We start from the raw sequence: 22,400 nt of genomic DNA on the forward strand, positions 1-22,400 counted from the left end.
GCCGCGATTGCTAGGGCTCGGCCCAGCGGGGGGCGCCGTTCGCGGCGATGAAGGCCGACAGAGACAAAAGGAACCGCATTGGCTGAGGACAAGGAAGGCAGACGCGGCGAGCGCAAGCTCGGCAATCTGGCGATGATCTGGACCCATGCGGTGCGCTATCCCGGCCATATTGCGGCGGCGGGCGCGGCGCTTCTCGTCGCGGCCGCTGCGACGCTCGCCATCCCCAGCGGCTTCAAGCGCGTGATCGACAAGGGTTTCGTCGCGCATGGCGGAGACGTGACGCCCTATTTCCGCTACCTGCTGATGATCGTCGTCGTCCTCGCGATCGCGACCGCGCTGCGCTTCTATTTCGTATCGTGGCTGGGCGAGCGCGTCGTCGCCGACATACGCCGGTCGGTGCAGGCCAACCTGCTTCGCCTCGCCCCGCGCTATTTCGAGGAGAACCGCCCCTCGGAAATCGCCTCGCGCCTCACCGCCGACACCTCGGTGATCGAGCAGGTGGTGGGCACGACCATTTCGGTCGCGCTGCGCAACCTGGTGATGGGCGTTGGCGGCATCATCTATCTTTTCATGCTCGCGCCCAAGCTGGCGGGGCTGCTGCTGATCGGCATCCCGCTCGTCATCCTGCCGATCGTGCTGATCGGGCGGCGGCTGACCGCCATGTCGCGCAAGAGCCAGGATCGGATCGCGGAAGTCGGCGCGATCGTCGCCGAGACGCTGGGCGCGATGAAGATCGTCCAGGCCTTCGGGCAGGAAGCGCGCGAACGTGGCCGGTTCGCCGAGGCGGTCGAGCGCGCCTTCGGCACCGCGCGGCGACGCATTCGCATCCGCGCGGGGATGACGGCGGTGGTCATCGCCCTGATCTTCGGATCGATCACCATGGTGATGTGGCAGGGCGCGATCGACGTCGCCGACGGACGGATCAGCAGCGGCGACATCGCCGCCTTCGTGCTGACCGGCGGGCTGGTCGCCGGTGCGTTCGGCGCGCTGACCGAAGTCTATGGCGATCTGCTGCGCGGCGCCGGCGCCGCCGGGCGATTGAGCGAATTGCTGGCCGAGCAGCCCGAGATCAGGGCGCCGGCGGCGCCCGCCACGCTCCCCGTCCCGCCGCGCGGCCGCCTGACCTTCGATCATATCGATTTCCGCTATCCGACGCGCCCCGAGGTCGCGGCGCTCAGCGATTTCAACCTCGACATCGCACCGGGCGAGACCGTGGCGGTCGTCGGCCCTTCGGGTGCGGGCAAGTCTACGCTGATCCAGCTCGCACAGCGCTTCTATGATCCGCAGTCGGGCGCGGTCCGCCTCGACGGCGTGGCGCTCGCCGACGCCGATCCCGCCGAGATCCGCGCGCGCATCGCCATGGTGCCTCAGGAAACCGTGATCTTCGCCGCATCGGCGCGCGACAATCTCCGCTATGGCCGCTGGGACGCCGACGACGATGCGCTGTGGAAGGCCGCCGAGGCCGCCAATGCCGCGACGTTCCTCCGCGCTCTCCCCGAAGGCCTCGACACCTTCATGGGCGAAGGCGGCGCGCGGCTGTCCGGCGGCCAGCGCCAGCGCATCGCGATCGCCCGCGCACTGCTGCGCGACGCGCCGATCCTGCTGCTCGACGAAGCGACCTCGGCGCTCGACGCCGAAAGCGAGCGGCTGGTGCAGGATGCGCTCGAACGGCTGATGGAAGGCCGCACGACGATGGTGATCGCCCACCGCCTCGCCACCGTCCGCGCCGCCGATCGCATCATCGTGATGAACGAGGGCCGCATCGTCGAACAAGGCACGCACGACGCGCTGACCGCCGCCGGCGGGCTCTATGCCCGCCTCGCGCGGCTGCAGTTCGACGGGCTGGCGGCCTGACCCGCCATGTTCGACTGGCTGTGGGACTGGCTGGAGGTGATGATCCCCTGCCGGGTCGTGCTCATTCTATTGGCGATATGCCTCGCCATCGTGGCTGCCGTCGGCGGGAGCATCTGGTTGTTCCTCGCGGTCAGGCACTGGGCCCTTCCCGCTTGAGCCGCCTCGCTCCCGCCGTCCCGTTCAGCGCCAGAGATTGGTCTTGGCGAGATCAACCAGTTCGTCGCCGCGCCCGCTCATCACCGCGCGGATCATGTAGAGCGTGAAACCCTTGGCCATCTCGACGTTGATCGAGGGCGGGATCGGCAGTTCGGTGCGCGCCACCACTGCGTCGACCAGCACCGGCCCGTCATGCGCCAGCGCCGCGCTTATGCCGGATTCAACGTCCGCCGGATCCTCGATCCTGATCCCCTTGATCCCGATCGCCTCGGCCATCGCGGCGAAATTGGGATTATCGAGATCGGTGCCGAAAGGCAGGAAGCCGGTCGATCGCTGCTCGGTCTCGATGAAGCCCAGCGAGCCGTTGTTGAAGATCACGATCTTGGCCGGCAGCTTATACTGACGCAGCGTCAGGAGATCGCCCATCAGCATCGCGAAGCCGCCGTCGCCCGACAGCGAGATGACCTGCCGCCCGGGCAAGGTCGCCTGCGCGCCCATCGCCATCGGCATCGCATTGGCCATCGAGCCATGCCACATCGATCCGATCAGCCGGCGCCTGCCGTTCATCTTCAGATAGCGCGCCGCCCAGACGACGGGCAGGCCCACGTCGAAGGTGAAGACTGCGTCCTCATCGGCCAGATCGCTCAGCGCCTTCGCGACCTGCTGCGGATGGATGGGGCGCTTGCCGGGCTTGCCGACCGCGAGCTCGTCGAGATCGGCGCGGGTCTTGCGATAATGGCTCACCGCCTTGTCGAGGAAGCTCGTATCGCTCTTCTCGGCAAGGCGCGGAAGCAGCGCGCGGATCGTCGCGCCGACATCGCCGACCACGCCGAGGTCGATCGCCGCGCGGCGGCCAAGCTGGCCCGGGCGGATGTCGATCTGCGCGATGCGCGCGCTGCCCGACGGGTAGAATTGGCGATAGGGGAAATCGGTGCCGAGCATCAGCAGCATGTCGGCGTCCATCATGGCGTAATAGCCCGATGCGAAGCCGACGAGGCCGGTCATCCCGACATCATAGGGATTGTCATATTCGACAAATTCCTTGCCCTTCAGCGCATGGACGACGGGTGCCTTCAGCTTCGCGGCAAGCGCCACCACTTCGTCATGCGCGCCCGCGCAGCCCGATCCGCACATCAGCGTCACGCGCTTGCCCGCTCCGAGCATCGCCGCCAGCGCGTCGAGCTCGCTGTCTGCGGGCACCACCGTCGGCGGCTTGGGCAGCAGCCCCGCCGGTTTGGGCGCGATGGCGTTTGCCGCCGGTTTCAGCGCGACGTCGCCGGGGATGACGATCACCGACACGCCGCCTTCGCCGATCGCGGTGCGGATCGCGATTTCCAGACTGCGCGGCATCTGCGCCGGATCGGACACCAGTTCGCAATAATGGCTGCATTCGCGGAACAGATCCTGCGGATGCGTTTCCTGAAAATAGCCCGATCCGATCTCGGGCGAGGGAATGTGCGCCGCGATCGCGAGCACCGGCACGCGCGAGCGATGGCAATCGAACAGCCCGTTGATCAGGTGGAGATTGCCCGGCCCGCAGCTGCCCGCGCACACCGCCATGCTCCCGGTCAGATGCGCATCGGCTGCGGCGGCGAAGGCGCCTGCCTCCTCGTGCCGCACATGGATCCACTCGATGTCGCCACGCTTGCGGATCGCATCGGTGATGCCGTTCAGGCTGTCGCCGACGACTCCGTAGATGCGCTTCACCCCGGCGGCGGCAAGCGTTGCGACAAATTGTTCGGCTACGGTCGAGGGCATATCGTTCCTCCCGGTCAGTCAAAGCGTGGCGACATTGGAGCGTCGGAGCGCCTCGCGCAAACGACTAAGGCTTAAGGCGTGTTCCCGGTATAATATCTGGATATCGGGTCGGACCGGCGAGCAGCCGCATGCCACGCTTGCCCTTGGGAAAAATCGAACCACGCTCACGCAAAGAAAAAGGGCGGCCCCTTGCGGGACCGCCCTCATCGTTTCGAGCGGAACCTCGGCTTACTTGCCGAAATTGCCGTACTGTTCGTTGCCGACGAAGCCCATCTTGGTCACTTCGGACCGCTTCACGACCGCCAGCACGCGATCGACAACCTCGTAGCGAGCGTTGGGATCGGGCTGCACGTGAAGCTCGGGTTCCGGGTTCATCGCCTTGGTGCGCTCCAGATACTGGCGCAGCGTCACCAGGTCGATCGGCGTGCCGTTCCAGAGAACCGTGCCGTTCACGTCGACGCCGAGCTGATTCTTGTCAGGAAGAATCGGCGGCGGGGTCTGGTTGGGGGAGTTCACCGGAAGATCGATCTTAACCGCGTGGGTCTGGATCGGGATGGTGATGATGAACATGATGAGCAGAACGAGCATGACGTCGATCAACGGCGTCGTGTTCATTTCGCCCATCGGCTCACCATCATCTGAGCCACCACTCATTGCCATGGTCTAATTCTCCTCAGCGCTCAGAGGCGGCTCACGCCGGACCCGGGAGGGGGTTCGGAGATGAAGCCAACGCGCGCGAAGCCCGCACGCTGCATCGTGAAGATCACACCACCGATGCAACGATAGGGCGTATTCACGTCGCCGCGGATATGCGCCTCGGGCAGTTCGAGCCCGGGGGCGCTGGGACCGCCCTGCTTGTCGATTTCCTTCTTGAGCTTGTCGACCGCGCGGGTCAGCAGCTCGCTGGAATCGACACGCGTCAGGCCCCAATAGACCTCGCACGAACCGTCAGCGCCACCGCGAACGGAAAGCGAGACGTTTTCGGGCTTGGTCGTGGTCGGATCGAAACGGACGTCAGGCAGCTTAACCTTGACCGTCTGGATCACGACAGGAACGGCGATCAGAAAGATGATGAGCAACACCAGCATGACGTCCACCAGGGGAGTCGTGTTGATGTCGGACATCGGCTTTTCGTCGCCACCGCCGACACTAAATGCCATAGTCCAAAATCCTATCTGTCTTGATCGACGGCACCGGGCGAACCCGGCGCCGGCTGGGTGGGGCGGCCACGAAGGGCCGCCCCGCCGGCGTCAGATCAAGCCTTCGGCGTGGTCGCCGGCTTGGCAGCCGGAGCAGCGGCGCGGGCCGGAGCGGCCGCGACCGGCTTCACGCTGCCGCCCGAGAGCAGGTAGCCGTGAACGTCGTTCGAGAAGGCCGAGATGTCTTCGGCAATGCTCTTGTTGCGACGCTGCAGCCAGTTGTAGGCGAGCACCGCGGGAACCGCGACGACCAGGCCGAGCGCGGTCATGATGAGCGCTTCACCGACCGGACCGGCGACCGCGTCGATCGACGCCTGGCCGGCGAGGCCGATCTTGATGAGCGCGCGATAGATGCCGACGACGGTGCCGAACAGGCCGATGAACGGCGCGGTCGCACCAACGGTCGCGAGGAAGGCGAGACCGCCACCCAGCTTCGAGTTGATGAGGTCCTGGCTGCGGCCCAGCGAGTTGTGCATCCAGTCATGCGCCTCGACCGGATCGGTCAGCTTGCTGTGCTGTTCCTGGGCGACGATCGCGTCGTCGACGATCTGCTTGTACGCGCTGTTCTTCTCGAGCTTGGCGGCGCCGTCGCGCAGGCTGGTCGTGTTCCAGAAGCTGGCACGGATGCGCTTGCCCTGGTTGATGATCTTCTGCTGCTCGAACAGCTTGGTGAACAGGATGTAGAACGAGAAGACCGACATCAGCACCAGGATACCGAAAACGGTCTGCGAGATCAGGCCGCCTTCCTTGAGCGCCGGGATCAGGCCGTACGGGTTTTCCCCCTGCGGGGCAGCCGCGCCGGCGGCGGCCATGAGCTGGATCAACATGTTTCTGCTTTCCTCATTATTCGGATGTTATTGAAAAGGAGGCGAGGCCCAACTCCCCGGGCGCCCGCCCCCTCAAGTTCGTCAGTTCTGCGGCAGCTGCCAGCGCACGCGACGCGTCTGATTGGTAATCCGCATCGGATTGCCGCTCTGGTCGAGCGCCGGGCTGTAGCGGCCACGCCGGCTCATCAGCTTGCAGGTGGTCTCGTCGAGTTCGGCCGAACCGCTCGACTGAGTGACACGGCAATTCTGCACGCGTCCCTGCTCGTCAATGTCCCATGCGATGACGGTCGTGCCCTGCTCCTCGCGGCGCAGCGCGCCCGGAGGATAGTCGTCCGTGCTGAACCACCGCGCAGGATCGCCCTTCGCGGCCGCAGCCTTGCTCGCCACGGGGGCGGGCGGCGGGGGCGGCGGGGCCGGCTTCGGCACCGGTGCAGGTTCAGGCCTTGGCTGCGTGAACACCTGCGGCGGCGGCGTAACCGTCTGCACCTGGACGATCGGCGGCGGCGAAACCACCGGCGGTGGCTCGAGCGGCTTGTCGGGCGGCGGCGGGGGCGGCGGCTCCTCGGGGGGCGGCGGCTCCTCTTGCACGTCGAACGTCGACAGATCCTTTGACACGTGCTTGATCACGTTCATCGCCAGACCCGTGACGAACGCATAACCCAGAACGGCGTGCAGAAGCAGGACGACGATAATCGCCCCGATCTTGCCGCCGCTCATTTTTTGATCAGCGTAGGCCATTCAGAAACGAAACTCCCTCATACCCCAGACGCGGCCTGACATACCGCCAGGTCGCGTCGGCTTGGCAACAACCCCATTCCACCCTGAATTATCGTCTCGTTAGGCAGACGCGGATTGTCTATCTCGCAACAGCGACGGAACGCAAACGCTTTGTCCGCGCTGTCAGGCTAGAAGCCGTGCGTGACAATCATAAGGCGATACCGCCATTGTCCGGCAAGCGGCTGACGGGAAACGAGATGCGACACAAAATTGCCCTTATTCTGCTTTTCGCACCAATGCCTGCCATGGCGGCCCAAGATTTTGGTAATAAACAATTAATTTCTCCGGCCGCCGAATCGGGCTTCAGCTATGCGGATCTTTCCGATCTTGCGCTCGAATCGCCGGTGGTTTTGAGCGCGACCATTGCCGAAGCGATTCGCCTGAAGGACGGCGAATCCGGTGCGATCCCTCCGGGCATGGCGCGATTTTACGTTAGCGCGACCGTCGATACGCTGATTCGCGGCGCCGGCGGCATCGCTTCGACGGTCAATTATCTGGTCGACGTCCCCCTCGATTCGCGGGGCAAGCCGCCTCGCCTGAAGAAGAGCAAAGTGATCCTGATCGCGAGCGCGGCGAAGGGGGCCGACCTGCGCCTTGCGGCGCCCGACGCCCAGATTGCCTGGACGCCCGAAACCGAGGCGACGCTGCGCGCGATCCTCACCGAAGCCGCAAGGCTCGATGCCCCGCCGAAGATCACCGGGGTCGGCAACGCCTTCAGCGTGCCCGGCACGCTTCCGGGCGAAAGCGAGACGCAGATCTTCCTGACCACCGCCGATCACCGCCCGGTCTCGCTGTCGATCATCCGCCGCCCGGGCGAAGCGCCGCGCTGGGCCGTGGCGCTGAGCGAGATCGTCGACGATGCCGCCGCCCCGCCCGCGCGCGACACGCTGCTCTGGTATCGCCTCGCCTGCGCGCTGCCGCCCGCCATCCCCGAATCGTCGCTCGCCCATGCCGATCCCGATTCGGTCGCCCAGATTCGCGCCGATTACGGCCTGGTGATCGACGGACTTGGCCGCTGCGTGCGCAGCCGGAAATAATCCCTTCTCTTCCTCACCCCTCGCGCGCGAGGTGGACGAAATCCCTGTCGAACGCGGTCAGGCTCGCGCCGCCGTCGACGAAGATGATCTGCCCCGTCGTCGCCTCGGCACGCGCCAGATAGGCGACGGCCTCGGCCACCTCGGCGGGGCGCGACAAGCGTTGCAGGGGCATCATCCCCGCCAGCCGCTCGATCTGCCCCGGCGCATAGTCGGCGGTGGGCAGGGTCAGCCCCGGCGCCACGCCGCAGACACGCGCATGCGGCGCCAGCGCGCGCGCCAGCGTCCGTGTCATCTCGGCCAGCAATTGCTTCGACAATGTATAGCTCAGCTGGTCGCGGTGCGGATTGACGATGCGCTCGTCGAGGATGTTGACGATGGCGAGCGGCGCGTCCGCCGTCGCGCGGCGGGCAAGCGCCAGCGACAGCGCGAAGGGCGCGACCGCGTTGACCGCCAGATGCGCGTCGAGCCCGGCGACGCTCGCCGTCCCCGCATCGTCATCCTCGAAGCGCGAGGCATTGTTCACCAGCAGCGTCGGCGCTGCCCCGAAATGCGCCTCGATCCGCGCGGGCAGCGTCTCGACCGCCCGTGCATCGGCCAGGTCGGCGACGAAGAGATGCGACGCGACACCGGCGCCCGCGATGCGCGCGGCAAGCGCAGCATCGGGTTCGGCTGCATGCGCGCCGTGGAGCGCGAGCGCATAGCCGTCCTCGGCCAGCCGCCCGGCGATCTCCGCGCCCAGCCGCCGGCAGCTTCCGGTGACGAGCGCCAGTTTCATCGCGCGTGGCGGACCATGGTGAGGCCGATCGACTCATTGGCCTCGGCGATGGCGAGCTTGACGATCTTCACCTCGACCCGGCGCACGCGATCGTCCTGCATGAACAGCGTGTCGCAGATATGATCGGCGATCGCCTCGATCAGCCCGAAATGGACGTCGCGCGGCACGCCCTCGGTCACCGCACGCTTGAGATCGAGATAGTTTTTGGAGGCCGACAGCGGCGTCTCCGGCGCGAAGCGGTCGGGCGCGCGCAGATCGGCTGCGATCGAAACGCGCAGCGGCTGCGGCAGCTTGGTCTCTTCGGACAACACGCCGGTCAGCAGCGAGACTTCGATATCCGCGACTTCAAGGCGCAACAGATCTTCATTCATATGGGGCATCATTGGAATCCATCGGGCGGCGACGATCGCCGGGCGCGATGCGATTAGCGCTTCCCTTTCGCGAAAGCGACGCTAAAGCGCGCCGCTTCCGGCCGAACCGGATCGCCCAGGGAGACTCTATAGACGTGACCAGCATCGTGCCCCTCAGCCGGATCCCCGAAACGCAGATCGAGTCGCTGCTCGACCGGGCGTTCGGTGCGGACCGACATGGGCGCACGGCCTATCGTCTGCGCGCGGGGACTCGCTGGATCGCGGAGCTCAGCTTCGCCGCGCTCGACGATGCCGGCCGGATGATCGGCCTCATCCAGTGCTGGCCGGTGCGGTTGGAGAATGAGCCGCTGGTCATGGTCGGCCCCGTCGCGGTCGAGCCCGACCTGCAGCAGAAGGGCACGGGCCGCGCGCTGATGGATGCGATGCTCGCCGCGGCCGACGCCAGCGACCGGCCCGGCGCCGACGCGCTCATGATGATTGGCGATCCCGAATATTATGGCCGTTTCTGGGGCTTCGCCGCCGATGCGACGGCGGACTGGATCATCGACGGCCCGGTCGAGCGCCGCCGCCTCCTCGCCCGCCTGCGCGGCGGCCGCACCGTCGGCACGCACGGCGCGATCCGCCCGCGCATCGGGGTGCTGGTCGGCTGACGCTTTGAGGGGCTCCACGCCCCCATTGAAATCGCCGCCGTTCCCCGGCAGGCAGGCGCGTCCTTTCCGGAGTGCCGCATGATCCGTTCCGCCTACGCCGCCGCCCTGCTTTCGCTGCTCGCCGCCACTGCCGCTCCGGCCGCGCTCCAGCCGCCGGCCAACGACATCCCGGCGCATTTCGTCCAGCCGACCGCGCAGGATGATTTCATCAAGCGCGAAGTGATGATCCCGATGCGCGACGGGGTGAAGCTCTACACCGTCATCGTCATTCCCAAGGGCGCGAAGAACCTGCCCATCCTGCTCACGCGCACGCCTTATAATGCCGCGAAGCGCGCCAACCGGATGGACAGCCCCCACATGATCTCGCAACTGCCGCAGGGCGACGAGGTCTTCGTGCAGGACGGCTATATCCGCGTCTTCCAGGACATCCGCGGCAAATACGGCTCCGAGGGCGACTATATGGTCACCCGCCCCGTGCGCGGCCCGCTCAATCCCACCGCCACCGATCATGTCACCGATGCGTGGGACACGATCGACTGGCTGGTGAAGAACACGCCCGAATCGAACGGCCGCGTCGGCATGATCGGATCGTCCTACGAAGGCTTCACCGTGGTGATGGCGCTGCTCGATCCGCACCCCGCGCTCAAGGTCGCGGCCCCCGAAAGCCCGATGGTCGACGGCTGGATGGGCGACGACTGGTTCCATTACGGCGCCTTCCGCCAGGCCAATATCGGCTGGATCGGATCGCAGACCGGCTACAAGGGTGCCGGTCAGGATCCCGCCATGGGCGCCTATGACGATTATGAGACCTTCCGCCGCCTCGGCTCGGCCGGCGCCTGGGCGAAGCTCTCGGGCTTCGATCAGCTTCCGGCGTGGAAGCGGATGACCGATCACCCCGCCTATGACGCCTTCTGGCAGGGTCAGGCGCTCGACAAGCTGATCGCCGCCGCGCCGTCCCGGGTCCCGACGATGTGGGAACAGGGGCTGTTCGATCAGGAAGACATGTACGGCGCGGTCCATAGCTGGGAGGCGCTGAAGGCCGCCGGCAAGGAAGCCAATAACTGGCTCGTCATGGGGCCGTGGCGGCACAGCCAGGCCAATTATGATGGCTCGTCGCTGGGCGTGTTCAACTGGGACGGCGACACGGCGACCCAGTGGCGGCGCGACGTGCTGCTGCCTTTCTTCAACCGCTATCTGAAGGACGGCCCGGCCTTCGATCCGCCGCGCGCGATGATCTACAACACCGGCGAGAATCGCTGGGACCGCTTCAGCCAGTGGCCACTCGCCTGCGATACGGGCTGCGGCGCGCCGATGAAGCCGCTCTATCTGCAATCGGGCTTCGGCCTCGGCTTCGACAAGCCCGTGGCGGCGGGCGGCGACAGCTATGTCTCCGATCCGGCCAAGCCCGTCCCCTACCTCACCCGCCCGATCAATTTCGACGACAGCGATCGCTGGAAGACCTGGCTGGTCGCCGATCAGCGTTCGGTCGACGGCCGCCCCGACGTGCTGACCTATACGGGCGAGGTTCTGACCGCGCCGGTGCGCATCTCGGGCGCGCCCTATGCCGACATCTATGCCGCGACCACGGGCACCGATGCCGACTGGGTGGTGAAGCTGATCGATGTCTATCCCGACGAAGTCGCCTCCAGCCCGAAGATGGGCGGCTATCAGCTTGCGGTGAGCATGGACATTTTCCGCGGCCGCTATCGCGACAGCTTCGCCGAGCCGAAGCCGATCCCGGCGGGCAAGATCCAGCGCTATCGCTTCCGCCTGCCGACGACGAACCACGTCTTCCTGCCCGGCCACCGGATCATGGTGCAGATCCAGTCGACCCTGTTCCCGCTCTACGACCGCAACCCGCAGACCTATGTGAAGAACATCTTCTTCGCGCAGCCGGGCGACTATAAGGCCGCGACCCAGACGATCGAGCGTGCGCCCAATGCCGCGAGCGCCGTCTGGCTGCCTCTGGTCGAGGCGAAGCCGGCGCAGTAACGCCGGCATCGTCATTGCGAGGAGGCGCAGCCGACGAGGCAATCCAGCCGATGCCTGACGTCTCGCTGGATTGCTTCGCTTCGCCCGCAATGACAATCGCGTTGCGGAACCGAAAGCACTGATATCATGCCCTTCAGCACCTTCGACCTGTTCAAGATCGGCGTCGGCCCCTCGAGCTCGCACACGATGGGGCCGATGACCGCCGCCGCGCGCTTCGTCGAGGGGCTGGGCGAACGCCTGCCCCGCGTCGCGCGCGTCACCGCCGATCTCTACGGATCGCTGGCGCTGACCGGCAAGGGCCACGCCACCGATCGCGCGGTACTGCTCGGCCTGTCCGGCCGGCACCCCGATCGCATCGATCCCGACGAGGCCGATGCGATCGTGGCGGCCATCCGTGCCGAAGGGCGGCTGAAGGTCGCCGGTCGCCATGTCGTCGCCTTCGACGAGCAGGCCGATCTGCTGTTCCACCAGCGTGAGCGGCTGTCCTTCCACTCCAACGGCATGCGCTTTTCGGCATGGGATGCGGCGGGCGATCTGATCGCGGACTCAGTCTCCTATTCGGTCGGCGGCGGCGCGATCGTCGAGGAAGCCGACATCCAGTCCAACGCACCGCCGGCGGGACTCGCCGACGTGCCTTATCCCTATCATTCGGGCGCCGAACTGCTCGAGCGCGCCGATGCTGCGGGCCTCGACATAGCGGGCCTCGCGCTCGCCAACGAACTGGCCTCGCTGGCGGAGCCCGAAGTGCGCGCAAGGCTCGACGCGATCGCCGACGCGATGTCGGCCTGCGTCGATCGCGGAATCGCCTCGGGCGGCATCCTGCCCGGTGGCCTCAAGGTCAAACGCCGCGCACCCGAAGTGCTCGCCAAGCTGCTCGCGCGGCAGGAGCGCGCCCTCTCCGACCCGCTTTCGGTCATCGACTGGGTCAATCTCTGGGCGCTGGCGGTCAATGAGGAGAATGCGGCGGGCGGGCGCGTCGTCACCGCGCCGACAAACGGCGCCGCCGGGATCATCCCTGCCGTGCTGCGCTATTATGAACGCTGCGTGCCCGGCGCGAATGCCGAGGGGCGGCACTGCTTCCTGCTCACCGCCGCCGCGATCGGCGCGCTGTTCAAGGAAAATGCCTCGATTTCTGGCGCCGAGGTCGGTTGCCAGGGTGAGGTCGGCGTCGCCTGCTCGATGGCCGCAGCGGGATTGGCTGCGGTGCTCGGCGGGTCGAACGCGCAGATCGAGAATGCCGCCGAGATCGGCATGGAGCATAATCTGGGCCTCACCTGCGATCCCGTCGGCGGGCTGGTGCAGGTCCCCTGCATCGAGCGCAACGCCGTCGGCGCGATCAAGGCGATCGAGGCCGCGCGGCTGGCCCTGCTCGGCGACGGCACCCACCGCGTCAGCCTCGATCAGGTGATCGAGACGATGCGCCGCACCGGCGCCGACATGAACGAACGCTACAAGGAAACCTCGCTCGGCGGACTCGCCGTCAACGTGGTGGAGTGCTGAGCGCCCCTTTCGCCGTCATTGCGAGCGCAGCGAAGCAATCCAGCCTGAGCGTCAGGCGTCGTTCTGGATTGCTTCGCTGCGCTCGCAATGACGAAGCGGTTTGAAGGCCCCTCAGAACTTCTTGGTCACCGCGAGGCCGTAGCTGCGCGGCTGGGCGATGCTGACGTTGGCGCGGCCATAGCTGGTCGTCGCATACATCTGGGCATGCTCGTTCCACAAATTGGTGACGGTCAGCGCGACCTCCAGCCCGCCGCCGGTCTCGACGCCCGCGCGCAGGTCCATCAGCGCCGCGTCCTGCAGAACGAACTGCGGATTGGCGATGCTGGCGTTGAAGCTGTTGGGCCGCTTGCCGATATAGCGCAGCGACCCGCCGACGAAGCCCTCGAGCCCCGATTTGAACGACCAGCGATAGTCCGCGCTCGCCGCGCCGGCGAACTTCGGCGTCGCGGGCAGCCGCTCGCCCTTCGCCGCGCCCAGCTCGGGCACCGCCTCGTCGAGCGTCGCATCGGTATAGGCGAAGTTGGCGGCCAGCGTCAGGCCGGTCATAACCTCGAAGTTCCCGCTTGCCTCGACGCCCTTGCTCGTCGCGCTCTTGCCGTTGGTGAAATAGAGCAGCCCGCCCATCGATCCGGTAAGCTGGATGTTGCGATAGTCGATCCAGTAAAGCGCGACGTCGACATTGCCGCGCCCGCCCGCGATCCGCGACTTGAAGCCGACTTCGTAATTGTTGAGCCGGTCCGCCTTGAAGCGGCTGGCGATGCCCGGAAGGACGAGGTTGGGTCCGCCGGGACGATATCCGCTCGCCGCGCGCACATAGAGGTTGGCGTCGTCGCTCACGCTATATTTGGCCGAAGCCGAATAGGTGACAACATTCTCCGACGATTTGACGGTCGGGAAGGTGCCCCCGATGCCGAGGATCGGCGCGATCGGACCGCTCACCGTCTCGTCGAAGCGCTGGCGGTTGTGGCTGTAGCGCAGCCCGCCGCCCAGCTCGAAGCGATCGGTAATGTCGTAGGACAGCGTGCCGAAGGCCGCATCCTCGCGATAGCTGGTCGGAATGACGAAGCCGAGCGCGGGCGCAAAAGGCGCGAACGGCTTGCCGTCCAGCCCGATGCCGACGATCTGCTGGTCGAGCAGACTGTCCTCGTCCGTGTGGAAGCCGCCGATCAGCCAGCGCAGCGGGCCGTCGCCGTTCGAGGTCAGCCGCACTTCCTGCGTGAACTTGTGCGTCGTCGCAGCGAAGGGCAGCGTCGCCCCCGAAACCAGACCGCCACCCTGCAGCATCAGCAGTTGGCCGAGCGGCGCCGCCGAATAGTCATAGCTGTTGAACGATCGGATGCGCTGCCAGGCGCTGAGCGACGAGAGCGTCGCCAGACCCAGATCCCATTCGGCCTTGGCCGAATATTGGCGATAGCGCTGTCGATAGGGCTCGAGGTTGCTCTGCACCTGATCGTAACGGCCGGCGATCGGCGCGGCGGTCGCGAAATCGTACGAAACGGCGTCCACCGACTTGCGGTTGAGATTCTGCGCGTCGGCCGCCAGCGTGATCGACAGCGCCTCGACCGGCTTGACGAGGATCGCGGCGCGCCCGCCATAGGACCGGCTCTTGTTGACGTCCTTCAGCCCGAGCAGCGGATTGTCGATATAGCCGGGCAGGCGATCGTAGAAGCCGGAGATGCGCACGCCCGCCATATCGGTGACCACCGGCGCGGTGAACGCCGCACGCTTGGACCAGCCGAAGCCGCCGCCCTCGACGAACTGCGACGTCCCGCGCAGCTCGCCTTCGACATCGGTCAGGCTCGGCGCCCTGGTGACATAGGAAATGAGGCCGCCCAGCGTGCTCGCGCCGTAAAGCGTGCCCTGCGGCCCGCGCAGCACTTCGACCCGCTCGAGATCGGCCGGATTGACGTCGACCGGCACCGATCCGCCCAGCGCATAGCTCGAGCTCGATCCCACCGGCACGCCGTCGACGACCACGCCCACGCTCGCACTCGCTGCCGTCGACGAGGTGGTGATGCCGCGGATGATCAGCGTCGACTGCGACCGATCGGTGCCCGCCAGCGTCAGGCCGGGAACGAAGCCCGCCAGATCCTGCAATCCCTTGACGCCCAATTGGTTGAGCCGGTCGCCGCTGATCGCGGTCAGTGCGCCGGGAACCTCGTTCGCCCGCTCGCTGCGCTTCTGCGCGGTGACGACGATATCCGCATTGTCGTCCTCGGCGGCGCACGCGGGCATCGCCGCGAACGCAAGCATCGACATGCCGAGAATCAGATAAGCCTTTGTCGTCATTCGGAAACACCTGCAAACGAAGGACCAGCCCTTCGTATCTTCAGCTCCGACATCGCTAATTTTGGTCAAATTCGGGTTAATCGCTCCATATTGACCTGATCCGTCCCCGGCCCCAATCGGGCAGCGGGAAGGGAAATCATGACCGGACAAGCCTCTGCGCCCGCGCGCGCCTCGAACAGCCGCATCCTCCTCGCGAGCCTCGTCGGCACCACCGTCGAATTCTACGATTTCTACATCTACTCGACGGCGGCGGCGCTGATCTTCGGTCCGCTCTTCTTCTCGTCGCTTTCGCCGCAGGGCCAGCTGCTCGCCTCATGGGCCAGCTTCGGCCTCGCCTTCCTCGCCCGCCCGCTCGGCGCCTTCGCCTTCGGCCATTTCGGCGACCGGGTGGGGCGCAAATCCACGCTCGTCGCCTCGCTGATGCTGATGGGCGGATCGACCTTCGCCATCGCCTTCCTGCCGACCTATGCGACGGCGGGCTGGATCGCGCCGCTGCTGCTCAGCCTGATGCGCTTCGGCCAGGGCTTCGGGCTGGGCGGCGAATGGGGCGGCGCAGCGCTCCTCGCCGTCGAGAATGCCCCGCCCGGCTGGCGCGCGCGTTTCGGCATGGTGCCCCAGCTCGGCGCGCCGCTGGGCTTCATCGCGGCGAACGGGTTGTTCCTGATCCTCGGCCTCGTGCTCGATGCCGAATCCTTCCGCGCCTGGGGCTGGCGCCTGCCCTTCCTTGCCAGCGCGATCCTCGTCCTGCTCGGGCTGTGGGTGCGGCTGAAGCTCACCGAGACGCAGGATTTCGCCAGGGCGCTGGAGGCCGAAGCGCCGCCGCGCGTTCCCCTCGCCACCGTCTTCGCCCGCCACGCGCGCGAAACGCTGGCCGGCACCTTCGCTGTCGTCGCCTGCTTCGCGCTCTATTATATCGCGACCGCCTTCGCGCTCGGCTACGGCACGACCTCGCTCAGGATCCCGCGCGAGACCTTTCTCGCGCTCCAGCTCGGCGCGATCCTGTTCATGGCGCTCGGCATCGTCCTCGCCGGCTGGTGGTCGGACCGGCGGACGCCGCGCTACGTCCTCCTCGTCGGCTGCGTCGGCACGCTCGGCTGCGGCCTGATCCTCGCGCCGCTGATGGGCGCGGGCACGCTGCTGCCGATGTTCGCCTTCCTCAGCCTGTCGCTGTTCGTGATGGGCTTCGTCTATGGCCCGCTCGGCGCCTTCCTGCCCGATCTCTTCCCGCCGCTCGTGCGCTATACGGGGGCATCGATCGCGTTCAACGTCGGCGGCATCCTGGGCGGCGCGCTGACCCCGGTCGCAGCGCAGTGGCTGGTCGATCGCGGCGGCATCGGGCTGGTCGGCGTCTATCTTTCGGCCGCCGCGCTGCTCAGCATCGCCGGGCTTCTCCTCGCGCGGCGGAGGGCCTGAACTGCATTTCATCGCATATGGTTCAATCTCCCTCTGCACAGACTTGCATACAATGATAGGCATATGTATGCATTGAGTGCGCCGCCCGTTCATTGAAGCGAGGCCGGCCGCGCAGGGAGACGAACCGAATGCCGCCGCTCGACGGGATCAGAGTACTTGACGTGTCACAGGTCATGGCTGGTCCCTTCTGTTGCATGTTGCTGGGCGACATGGGCGCCGACGTCATCAAGGTCGAACCCCCGGTGGTCGGCGATTCATCGCGCCGTTCCATGGGCTTCCGGCTGAAGGGCGAGGATTCGCCCGGCTTTCTCGCGCTCAACCGCAACAAGCGCAGCATCGTGCTCGACCTGAAGACCGAGGCGGATCGCGAGACCTTCTACGATCTCGTCCGCACCGCCGATGTGGTGGTCGAGAATGGCCGCCCCGGCGTCGCCGACCGGCTCGGCATCGGTTACGAGACGCTGCGTGCCATCAATCCACGCCTCATCTATGCCGGCATATCGGGCTTCGGGCAGAGCGGACCCTGGGCGCAGCGCCCGGGCTATGATCTCATCGCGCAGGCGATGTCGGGCATCATGAGCGCGACGGGCCTGCCGGGGCAGGAGCCGGTCAAGAACAGCACCCCCGTCGCCGATCTCGGTGCGGCGCTGTTCGCGGTCTACGGGATATTGAGCGCGCTGATCGGGCGCGAGAAGAGCGGCGAAGGCCAGTTCGTGGGCGCCTCGCTGATCGAGGCCGCGCTCGGCCTGTCGATCTGGGAGACCGCCGAAATCTGGGCGACGGGCAAATCGCCCAGGCCGCTCGGCTCGGCCAACCGCATGTCCGCGCCTTATCAGGCGGTGATGGCGGCCGATGGCTATTTCGTCTTCGCCGCCGCCAACCAGAAGCTGTGGCTGGCGCTGCTCGAGGTGATGGGCCTGCCCGAACTGGCCGACGATCCGCGCTTCATCGACAACAGCACCCGCGTCGCCAACGGCCTGGTGCTGATCGATGTGCTGCGCCCCACCTTCGCGACGCGCACCGTCGCCGACTGGGTCGAACGCTTCCTTGCCGCAGGCGTCCCCGCCGGTCCGATCAACGATTATGCGCAGTCGCTCGCCAGCGATCATGTCGCCGCGCGCGAGATGGTGATCGACATCGCCCATCCGGTCGAAGGCACGTTCAAGGCGCTGGGTTTCCCGGTGAAGCTCAGCGGCTCGCCGCAGATCGTCCGCCATCCGCCGCCGCTGCTCGACGAGCATGGCGCACAGATCCGCGCCGAACTCGCCGCGCGCCGCGAAAGCGCGGGCCAGTGAGCGCAAACCGATGAGCGAGGGCCGCGTCAGGCTCGATCGCGCAGGCGCGATCGCACGGCTGACCTTCGACAATCCGGCCGCCTATAACGCGCTCGACTGGCCGATGTGGCGCGAGCTCGCCGAGCATTGCACGACGCTGGCCGGCGATCGCGACGTCCGCGTCGTCACCTTTCGCGGCGCGGGCGGCAAGGCCTTCGTCTCGGGCACCGATATTTCGGGCTTCCTCGATTTCGAGACCGCCGAGCAGGGCATCGCCTATGAGCGCGAGGTCGGCGCCTATGTCGAGACGATCGAGGCGCTGCCGCAGGCGACCGTCGCGGTCATCGAGGGTTGGGCGGTCGGCGGCGGGCTCGCCATCGCCTTCGCCTGCGACTTTCGCATCGCGACCACCGGATCGCGCTTCGGTTCGCCGATCGGCCGCACGATCGGCAACTGCCTTGCCGCGCGCAGCTATGCCCGCATCCTCGCGCATGTCGGCCCCGCGATCACCAAGCGGATGCTGATGCTGGGCGAGATCCTGCCCGTGGAGGAGCTCCGCCACCTCTCGCTCGTCACCGACGTAGTCGATCCTGCGGAAATCGACGCCGCCGCCGAAACGCTGTGCGCGCGCCTTGCCGAGAACGCGCCGCTGACCACGGCGGCAAGCAAGGAAGCGATCCGCCGCCTCATCTACGCCGACCTGCCCGACATCGACGATCTGATCGGCAAGGTCTATGCCAGTGCCGACTTCAGGAACGGCGTCCGCGCCTTCCTGGCCAAGCGGAAGCCGGTCTGGACGGGAGAATAGGGCGTGGTTGAAGGCCAAGCGCCAGGCGGACCGAGCGTCGGGCTGCTCGTCACCTGCCTTGTCGACCTGATCCGCCCGACCGTCGGCGACGCGGCGGTGAAGCTGCTCACCGATGCCGGCTGTCGCGTCGATGTGCCCGAGCAGACCTGCTGCGGCCAGCCCGCCTATAATATGGGCGACCGGGCTGACGCGGCGGCGATCGCGCGCACCACCATCGCGGCGTTCGAGCGCTACGATTATGTCGTCGTGCCTTCGGGATCATGCGGCGGCATGGTCAAGCTCCATTATGCCGAGCTGTTCGACGAAGCCGATCCCTGGCGCGGGCGCGCCGAGGCGCTGGCGGCGAAGACCTTCGAGCTGGTGAGCTTCCTTGTCGACGTGCTGGGGGTCGAAGCCGTGCCCGCGCGCTTCGCCGGGCAGGTCACTTATCATGACAGTTGCTCGGGCCTGCGCGAGCTCGGGATCGCCGCCCAGCCGCGCCGCCTGCTCGACCGGGTCGCCGGGCTGGAGCGCGTGGACCTTGAGGATGCGCATGTCTGCTGCGGCTTCGGCGGCACCTTCTGCGTCAAATATGGCGCGATCTCGAACGAGATGGTCTCGCGCAAGGTCGAGGCGATCGCCGCGAGCGGCGCGGGCACGATCCTCGCCGGCGATCTCGGCTGCCTGATGAACATCGCTGGCAAGCTGAAGCGCCTCGGCTCGCCCATCGAGGCGCGCCACGTCGCCGAAGTCCTCGCCGGCATGGCCGATCGCCCGGCCATCGCCGAGCCGCGCCCGGACGCGCAGGAATGAGCGAGGTCGCCCCCGCCGCCCCGTTCAAGGCGCGCGTGCGCGACGCGCTGGACAATGCGACGCTCCAGCGCTCGCTCAACGTCTTCAAGACCAATTTCGTCGCGCACCGCGCCGCCGCGGTCGCCGATCTTCCCGAGTTCGAGGCGATCCGCGACGAAGCGCGGGCGATGAAGGATCACACGCTCGCGCATATCGACCTTTATATCGAGGCATATGAGAAGAAGGTCGTCGAGAGCGGCGGCCATGTCCATTTCGCGCCCGACGGGGCGGCCGCGCGCCAGATCGTCCTCGATATCTGCCGCCGCCATGGCGCGAAGAGCGTCACCAAGGGCAAGTCGATGGCGTCCGAGGAAATCCACCTCGGCGCCTTCCTCGAGGAAAACGGCATCGAGCCGGTCGAGACCGACCTCGGCGAATATATCATCCAGCTCCGCCACGAGACGCCGTCGCACATCGTCGCGCCGGCCATCCATGTCAGCAAGGAACAGGTGGCCGCCGATTTCCGCCGCGCGCACGCCGATCACGATCCTGCGCGCGATCTCAGCGAGCCGCGCACCCTGCTTGCCGAGGCGCGCGGCGTGCTGCGCCGCAAGTTCATCGCCGCCGATGTCGGCATCACCGGCGCCAACATCCTCGTCGCCGAGACGGGCAGCTCGATCATCGTCACCAACGAGGGCAATGGCGACCTGACGCAGACGCTGCCGCGCGTCCACATCGTCATCGCCTCGTTCGAGAAGCTGGTGCCGACGCTGGAGGATGCGGCGCAGGTCGTCCGCCTCCTCCCCCGCTCGGCCAACGGGCAGGACACGACGGTCTATACGACCATCTCCACCGGCCCGCGCCGCGCGGGCGATCCCGACGGCCCCGACGAATATCATGTCGTGCTGCTCGACAATGGCCGCAGCGCGATGCTCGCCACCGACTTTCGCGAGGCGCTGCGCTGCATACGCTGCGGCGCGTGCATGAACCATTGCCCGGTCTACCAGGCGATCGGCGGCCACGCCTATGCCGCCGTCTATCCCGGCCCGATCGGCGCGGTGATGAGCCCGATGCTGCAGGGGCTGGAGCGCGCGCGCGATCTGCCCAACGCCTCCACCTTCTGCGGGCGCTGCGAAAGCGTGTGCCCGATGCGCATCCCGTTGCCCAGGCTGATGCGCCATTGGCGCGAGGACGAGTTCGATCGCCACATCACGCCGCGCACCCAGCGCTGGGCGCTGCGCCTGTGGGCGTGGTTCGCGCGCCGCCCCGCGCTTTACCGCCGCGCCACCGGGCTCGCGGTGCGCATCGGCGGCCTGTTCGGGCAGGCCGGCAATTTCCGCAGCCTGCCGCTCGCCGGCGGCTGGACCCAATGGCGCGATTTCCCCGCGCCCGAGGGCGAGACCTTCCAGGCGCGCTGGCGGCGCGAGCAACGCCGATGAGCGCGCGCGAGGCCATGCTGGCCGCGATCCGCAAGTCGCTGGCGACAAGCGGCACCGATCCCGCGCGCCGCGCCGCCGTCGCCGATCGCATCGCCCGCGCGCCGCGCGGCACGATCCCGGCGCGGGGCCAGCACGATCTCGAAGGCAGGATCGCCGTCTTCACCGCGCGCGCGACCGCCGCGCTGGGCGAGGTTCAGCGTGTCGCCTATGCCGATATTCCGGGCGTCGTCGCCGCGTGGCTCGCCGCGCGCAACCTGCCTGCCGCGATCCGCACCGGCGCCGATCCGCGCCTCGCCGCGCTCGACTGGTCGGGCACCGCCGTCACCGTCGCGAGCGGCCCCGCCGATCCCGCCGACAGCGCCGGGCTCAGCCACGCCGACGCCGGCGTCGCCGAGACGGGCACGCTCATGCTGCTGTCAGGCAACGACAATCCGACGACACTCAATTTCCTGCCGACAGTGCATATCGCGATCGTCGCTTCCGCCGATATCGTCGGGGATCCCGAAAGCGCGATCGCCCATGTCCGTCAGCGCTTCGGCAAGGGGCAGATGCCGCGCGTCGTCAACATGGTCACCGGCCCCTCGCGCTCGGGCGATATCGAGCAGACCATGTATCTCGGCGCCCACGGCCCCCACAGCCTGCTGGTGCTGATCGCCGACTGATCGCTGCCGGCAGCGCAACGATCGGCCGATCCGGCCGCCTGCGCCGTTCGATCCGGTCGCCACATGATCCAATCCGGGACATTTTCGCAAATCTTCACAATGTTTTGTCGGGCGCGCCAATTGAACTTGGCTAAAATGTGGTTAACGTTTTCGGGGTTGTCCGCCGGCAAAAGACCGGATGGGTCCGGACGAACAAATGGAGAGGGTACGACAAAGGCATTTCATCACGACATTACGGGGGTCAAAGATGAGAGCATTTGCCATACCGACCACGATCGCCGCCGCCATGCTCGCGACGGCGCTTCCGACGACTGCGGCCGAGGCCGCGACACTTATGGTCGACGTCACCGGGGTGAGGAGCTTCGACGGCTTCGGCGATTCCAGCAACAGCGTCTTCAGCTACAATATCGGCGCCGGCGCCACGATCACCGGCGTCACCTACAATATCAGGATCCGCACGGTCGGGCTCAGCTGGCTGTCCGAGGCGCAGATCTTCTTCACCGATAGCGCCGTCACCACCGGGGTCTTCCTGACGCCGGGCATCGGCGACGACTTCTCGGGCGCGGAGACCTATGGCGAGACCATCGATCTCGTCGCCGAAGGCCTGTCCTTCTCGGTCGGCGCCGACGGCATCCTCCGCCTCGAATTCGCCGAGGATTATGACGATTATCCCAACGCCGCCGACGCGATCTACACCACCGGCACACTGACCTTCACTTATACGCCCGCCAATGCCGTTCCGGAGCCTGCGACCTGGGCTATGCTGGTCGGCGGCTTCGGGCTTGTGGGCGCCGGGCTGCGGCGCCGGCGCGGGCGGGTCAACGTCACCTACGCCTGATCGTCGATCC

The 22,400-nt window shown here is 67.0% G+C and carries 21 protein-coding genes; 13 read left to right on the forward strand and 8 right to left on the reverse strand.

All coding sequences use genetic code 11. From position 1 onward, the window contains the following. Positions 1–78 precede the first annotated feature (78 nt). Entirely contained in the window at positions 79–1,854 is a 1,776-nt protein-coding gene (locus AC3WT0_RS04925; RefSeq protein ID WP_492751932.1) for an ABC transporter transmembrane domain-containing protein, read from the forward strand. A 6-nt stretch (positions 1,855–1,860) separates the two neighbouring features. After that, positions 1,861–2,010 carry a hypothetical protein gene (locus AC3WT0_RS04930; RefSeq protein ID WP_492751933.1) on the forward strand — a complete coding sequence of 50 codons (150 nt, stop codon included), beginning with the start codon at positions 1,861–1,863 and terminating at the stop codon, positions 2,008–2,010. A gap of 24 nt (positions 2,011–2,034) precedes the next feature. Here the strand turns inward: AC3WT0_RS04930 and poxB are convergent, their stop codons facing one another. From poxB to AC3WT0_RS04955, 5 genes are all read right to left on the reverse strand, one after another. Further along, positions 2,035–3,768: a ubiquinone-dependent pyruvate dehydrogenase gene (poxB, locus tag AC3WT0_RS04935; protein ID WP_492751934.1), complete on the reverse strand. Its 1,734-nt coding sequence runs from the start codon at positions 3,766–3,768 to the stop codon at positions 2,035–2,037. A 228-nt stretch (positions 3,769–3,996) separates the two neighbouring features. Continuing rightward, positions 3,997–4,428, reverse strand: a complete 432-nt coding sequence (locus AC3WT0_RS04940) for an ExbD/TolR family protein (RefSeq protein ID WP_492751935.1) — start codon at positions 4,426–4,428, stop codon at positions 3,997–3,999. 20 nt (positions 4,429–4,448) lie between these two features. After that, positions 4,449–4,928, reverse strand: a complete 480-nt coding sequence (locus AC3WT0_RS04945) for an ExbD/TolR family protein (protein ID WP_492751936.1) — start codon at positions 4,926–4,928, stop codon at positions 4,449–4,451. Positions 4,929–5,023: 95 nt separating this feature from the next. Next, entirely contained in the window at positions 5,024–5,779 is a 756-nt protein-coding gene (locus AC3WT0_RS04950) for a MotA/TolQ/ExbB proton channel family protein (protein WP_492751937.1), read from the reverse strand. Between the two features lie 96 nt (positions 5,780–5,875). Further along, entirely contained in the window at positions 5,876–6,532 is a 657-nt protein-coding gene (locus tag AC3WT0_RS04955; RefSeq protein ID WP_492751939.1) for an energy transducer TonB, read from the reverse strand. A 383-nt stretch (positions 6,533–6,915) separates the two neighbouring features. Here AC3WT0_RS04955 and AC3WT0_RS04960 point away from each other — a divergent pair, with 383 nt between their 5' ends. Then, complete coding sequence (locus AC3WT0_RS04960; RefSeq protein ID WP_492751940.1) at positions 6,916–7,608, forward strand: hypothetical protein; 693 nt, start codon at positions 6,916–6,918, stop codon at positions 7,606–7,608. Between the two features lie 13 nt (positions 7,609–7,621). On the opposite strand, the gene AC3WT0_RS04965 is transcribed toward AC3WT0_RS04960, so the two are convergent. Together AC3WT0_RS04965 and AC3WT0_RS04970 are read right to left on the reverse strand one after the other, a co-directional pair. Then, positions 7,622–8,383: an SDR family oxidoreductase gene (locus AC3WT0_RS04965; protein WP_492751941.1), complete on the reverse strand. Its 762-nt coding sequence runs from the start codon at positions 8,381–8,383 to the stop codon at positions 7,622–7,624. Further along, positions 8,380–8,754, reverse strand: coding sequence for a dihydroneopterin aldolase (locus AC3WT0_RS04970; RefSeq protein WP_492751942.1), 375 nt, complete (start codon positions 8,752–8,754; stop codon positions 8,380–8,382). The genes AC3WT0_RS04965 and AC3WT0_RS04970 overlap by 4 nt, the downstream gene beginning before the upstream one ends. 134 nt (positions 8,755–8,888) lie before the next feature. Here AC3WT0_RS04970 and AC3WT0_RS04975 point away from each other — a divergent pair, with 134 nt between their 5' ends. From AC3WT0_RS04975 to AC3WT0_RS04985, 3 genes are all read left to right on the forward strand, one after another. Beyond that, on the forward strand, positions 8,889–9,404 hold the full coding sequence (locus AC3WT0_RS04975) for a GNAT family N-acetyltransferase (protein WP_492751943.1): 516 nt from the start codon (positions 8,889–8,891) through the stop codon (positions 9,402–9,404). Between the two features lie 78 nt (positions 9,405–9,482). Continuing rightward, the gene (locus tag AC3WT0_RS04980) at positions 9,483–11,396 is read left to right on the forward strand and encodes a CocE/NonD family hydrolase (protein WP_492751945.1); all 1,914 of its coding nucleotides are present in this window, start codon (positions 9,483–9,485) and stop codon (positions 11,394–11,396) included. Positions 11,397–11,522: 126 nt separating this feature from the next. Next, entirely contained in the window at positions 11,523–12,896 is a 1,374-nt protein-coding gene (locus AC3WT0_RS04985; RefSeq protein WP_492751946.1) for an L-serine ammonia-lyase, read from the forward strand. A 111-nt stretch (positions 12,897–13,007) separates the two neighbouring features. On the opposite strand, the gene AC3WT0_RS04990 is transcribed toward AC3WT0_RS04985, so the two are convergent. Further along, the gene (locus AC3WT0_RS04990) at positions 13,008–15,185 is read right to left on the reverse strand and encodes a TonB-dependent receptor (RefSeq protein WP_492751948.1); all 2,178 of its coding nucleotides are present in this window, start codon (positions 15,183–15,185) and stop codon (positions 13,008–13,010) included. 138 nt (positions 15,186–15,323) lie between these two features. Between AC3WT0_RS04990 and AC3WT0_RS04995 the strand changes: the two genes are divergently transcribed. The 7 genes from AC3WT0_RS04995 to AC3WT0_RS05025 all read left to right on the forward strand — a co-directional run bounded on the left by AC3WT0_RS04995 (position 15,324) and on the right by AC3WT0_RS05025 (position 22,390). Further along, complete coding sequence (locus AC3WT0_RS04995; RefSeq protein WP_492751950.1) at positions 15,324–16,598, forward strand: MFS transporter; 1,275 nt, start codon at positions 15,324–15,326, stop codon at positions 16,596–16,598. A 128-nt stretch (positions 16,599–16,726) separates the two neighbouring features. Beyond that, on the forward strand, positions 16,727–17,893 hold the full coding sequence (locus tag AC3WT0_RS05000; protein WP_492751952.1) for a CaiB/BaiF CoA transferase family protein: 1,167 nt from the start codon (positions 16,727–16,729) through the stop codon (positions 17,891–17,893). Positions 17,894–17,903: 10 nt separating this feature from the next. Next, positions 17,904–18,680, forward strand: a complete 777-nt coding sequence (locus AC3WT0_RS05005; RefSeq protein ID WP_492751954.1) for an enoyl-CoA hydratase — start codon at positions 17,904–17,906, stop codon at positions 18,678–18,680. A 3-nt stretch (positions 18,681–18,683) separates the two neighbouring features. Then, positions 18,684–19,472, forward strand: coding sequence for a (Fe-S)-binding protein (locus tag AC3WT0_RS05010; RefSeq protein WP_492751956.1), 789 nt, complete (start codon positions 18,684–18,686; stop codon positions 19,470–19,472). After that, the gene (locus AC3WT0_RS05015) at positions 19,469–20,890 is read left to right on the forward strand and encodes a LutB/LldF family L-lactate oxidation iron-sulfur protein (protein WP_492751957.1); all 1,422 of its coding nucleotides are present in this window, start codon (positions 19,469–19,471) and stop codon (positions 20,888–20,890) included. The genes AC3WT0_RS05010 and AC3WT0_RS05015 overlap by 4 nt, the downstream gene beginning before the upstream one ends. Continuing rightward, complete coding sequence (locus AC3WT0_RS05020; RefSeq protein WP_492751958.1) at positions 20,887–21,552, forward strand: LutC/YkgG family protein; 666 nt, start codon at positions 20,887–20,889, stop codon at positions 21,550–21,552. Before AC3WT0_RS05015 ends, AC3WT0_RS05020 begins: the two co-directional genes overlap by 4 nt. A gap of 247 nt (positions 21,553–21,799) precedes the next feature. Further along, positions 21,800–22,390 (forward strand): PEPxxWA-CTERM sorting domain-containing protein, encoded by a 591-nt coding sequence (locus tag AC3WT0_RS05025; protein WP_492751959.1) that lies wholly within the window; start codon positions 21,800–21,802, stop codon positions 22,388–22,390. Positions 22,391–22,400 lie beyond the last annotated feature (10 nt).

This window comes from Sphingomonas sp. EU05-FHT14C10 (assembly GCF_058790595.1).

What these genes read in the sequence shown, in the direction of transcription:
- AC3WT0_RS05020 (WP_492751958.1), top strand. Translation starts at nt 20,887, where the DNA reads ATGAGCGCGCGCGAGGCCATGCTGGCCGCGATCCGCAAGTCGCTGGCG.
- AC3WT0_RS04995 (WP_492751950.1), top strand. Translation starts at nt 15,324, where the DNA reads ATGACCGGACAAGCCTCTGCGCCCGCGCGCGCCTCGAACAGCCGCATC.
- AC3WT0_RS04980 (WP_492751945.1), top strand. Translation starts at nt 9,483, where the DNA reads ATGATCCGTTCCGCCTACGCCGCCGCCCTGCTTTCGCTGCTCGCCGCC.
- AC3WT0_RS05000 (WP_492751952.1), top strand. Translation starts at nt 16,727, where the DNA reads ATGCCGCCGCTCGACGGGATCAGAGTACTTGACGTGTCACAGGTCATG.
- poxB (WP_492751934.1), bottom strand. Translation starts at nt 3,768, where the DNA reads ATGCCCTCGACCGTAGCCGAACAATTTGTCGCAACGCTTGCCGCCGCC.
- AC3WT0_RS04945 (WP_492751936.1), bottom strand. Translation starts at nt 4,928, where the DNA reads ATGGCATTTAGTGTCGGCGGTGGCGACGAAAAGCCGATGTCCGACATC.
- AC3WT0_RS05025 (WP_492751959.1), top strand. Translation starts at nt 21,800, where the DNA reads ATGAGAGCATTTGCCATACCGACCACGATCGCCGCCGCCATGCTCGCG.
- AC3WT0_RS04990 (WP_492751948.1), bottom strand. Translation starts at nt 15,185, where the DNA reads ATGACGACAAAGGCTTATCTGATTCTCGGCATGTCGATGCTTGCGTTC.
- AC3WT0_RS04955 (WP_492751939.1), bottom strand. Translation starts at nt 6,532, where the DNA reads ATGGCCTACGCTGATCAAAAAATGAGCGGCGGCAAGATCGGGGCGATT.
- AC3WT0_RS04940 (WP_492751935.1), bottom strand. Translation starts at nt 4,428, where the DNA reads ATGGCAATGAGTGGTGGCTCAGATGATGGTGAGCCGATGGGCGAAATG.
- AC3WT0_RS04950 (WP_492751937.1), bottom strand. Translation starts at nt 5,779, where the DNA reads ATGGCCGCCGCCGGCGCGGCTGCCCCGCAGGGGGAAAACCCGTACGGC.
- AC3WT0_RS04965 (WP_492751941.1), bottom strand. Translation starts at nt 8,383, where the DNA reads ATGAAACTGGCGCTCGTCACCGGAAGCTGCCGGCGGCTGGGCGCGGAG.
- AC3WT0_RS04930 (WP_492751933.1), top strand. Translation starts at nt 1,861, where the DNA reads ATGTTCGACTGGCTGTGGGACTGGCTGGAGGTGATGATCCCCTGCCGG.
- AC3WT0_RS04970 (WP_492751942.1), bottom strand. Translation starts at nt 8,754, where the DNA reads ATGAATGAAGATCTGTTGCGCCTTGAAGTCGCGGATATCGAAGTCTCG.
- AC3WT0_RS05015 (WP_492751957.1), top strand. Translation starts at nt 19,469, where the DNA reads ATGAGCGAGGTCGCCCCCGCCGCCCCGTTCAAGGCGCGCGTGCGCGAC.
- AC3WT0_RS04985 (WP_492751946.1), top strand. Translation starts at nt 11,523, where the DNA reads ATGCCCTTCAGCACCTTCGACCTGTTCAAGATCGGCGTCGGCCCCTCG.
- AC3WT0_RS05005 (WP_492751954.1), top strand. Translation starts at nt 17,904, where the DNA reads ATGAGCGAGGGCCGCGTCAGGCTCGATCGCGCAGGCGCGATCGCACGG.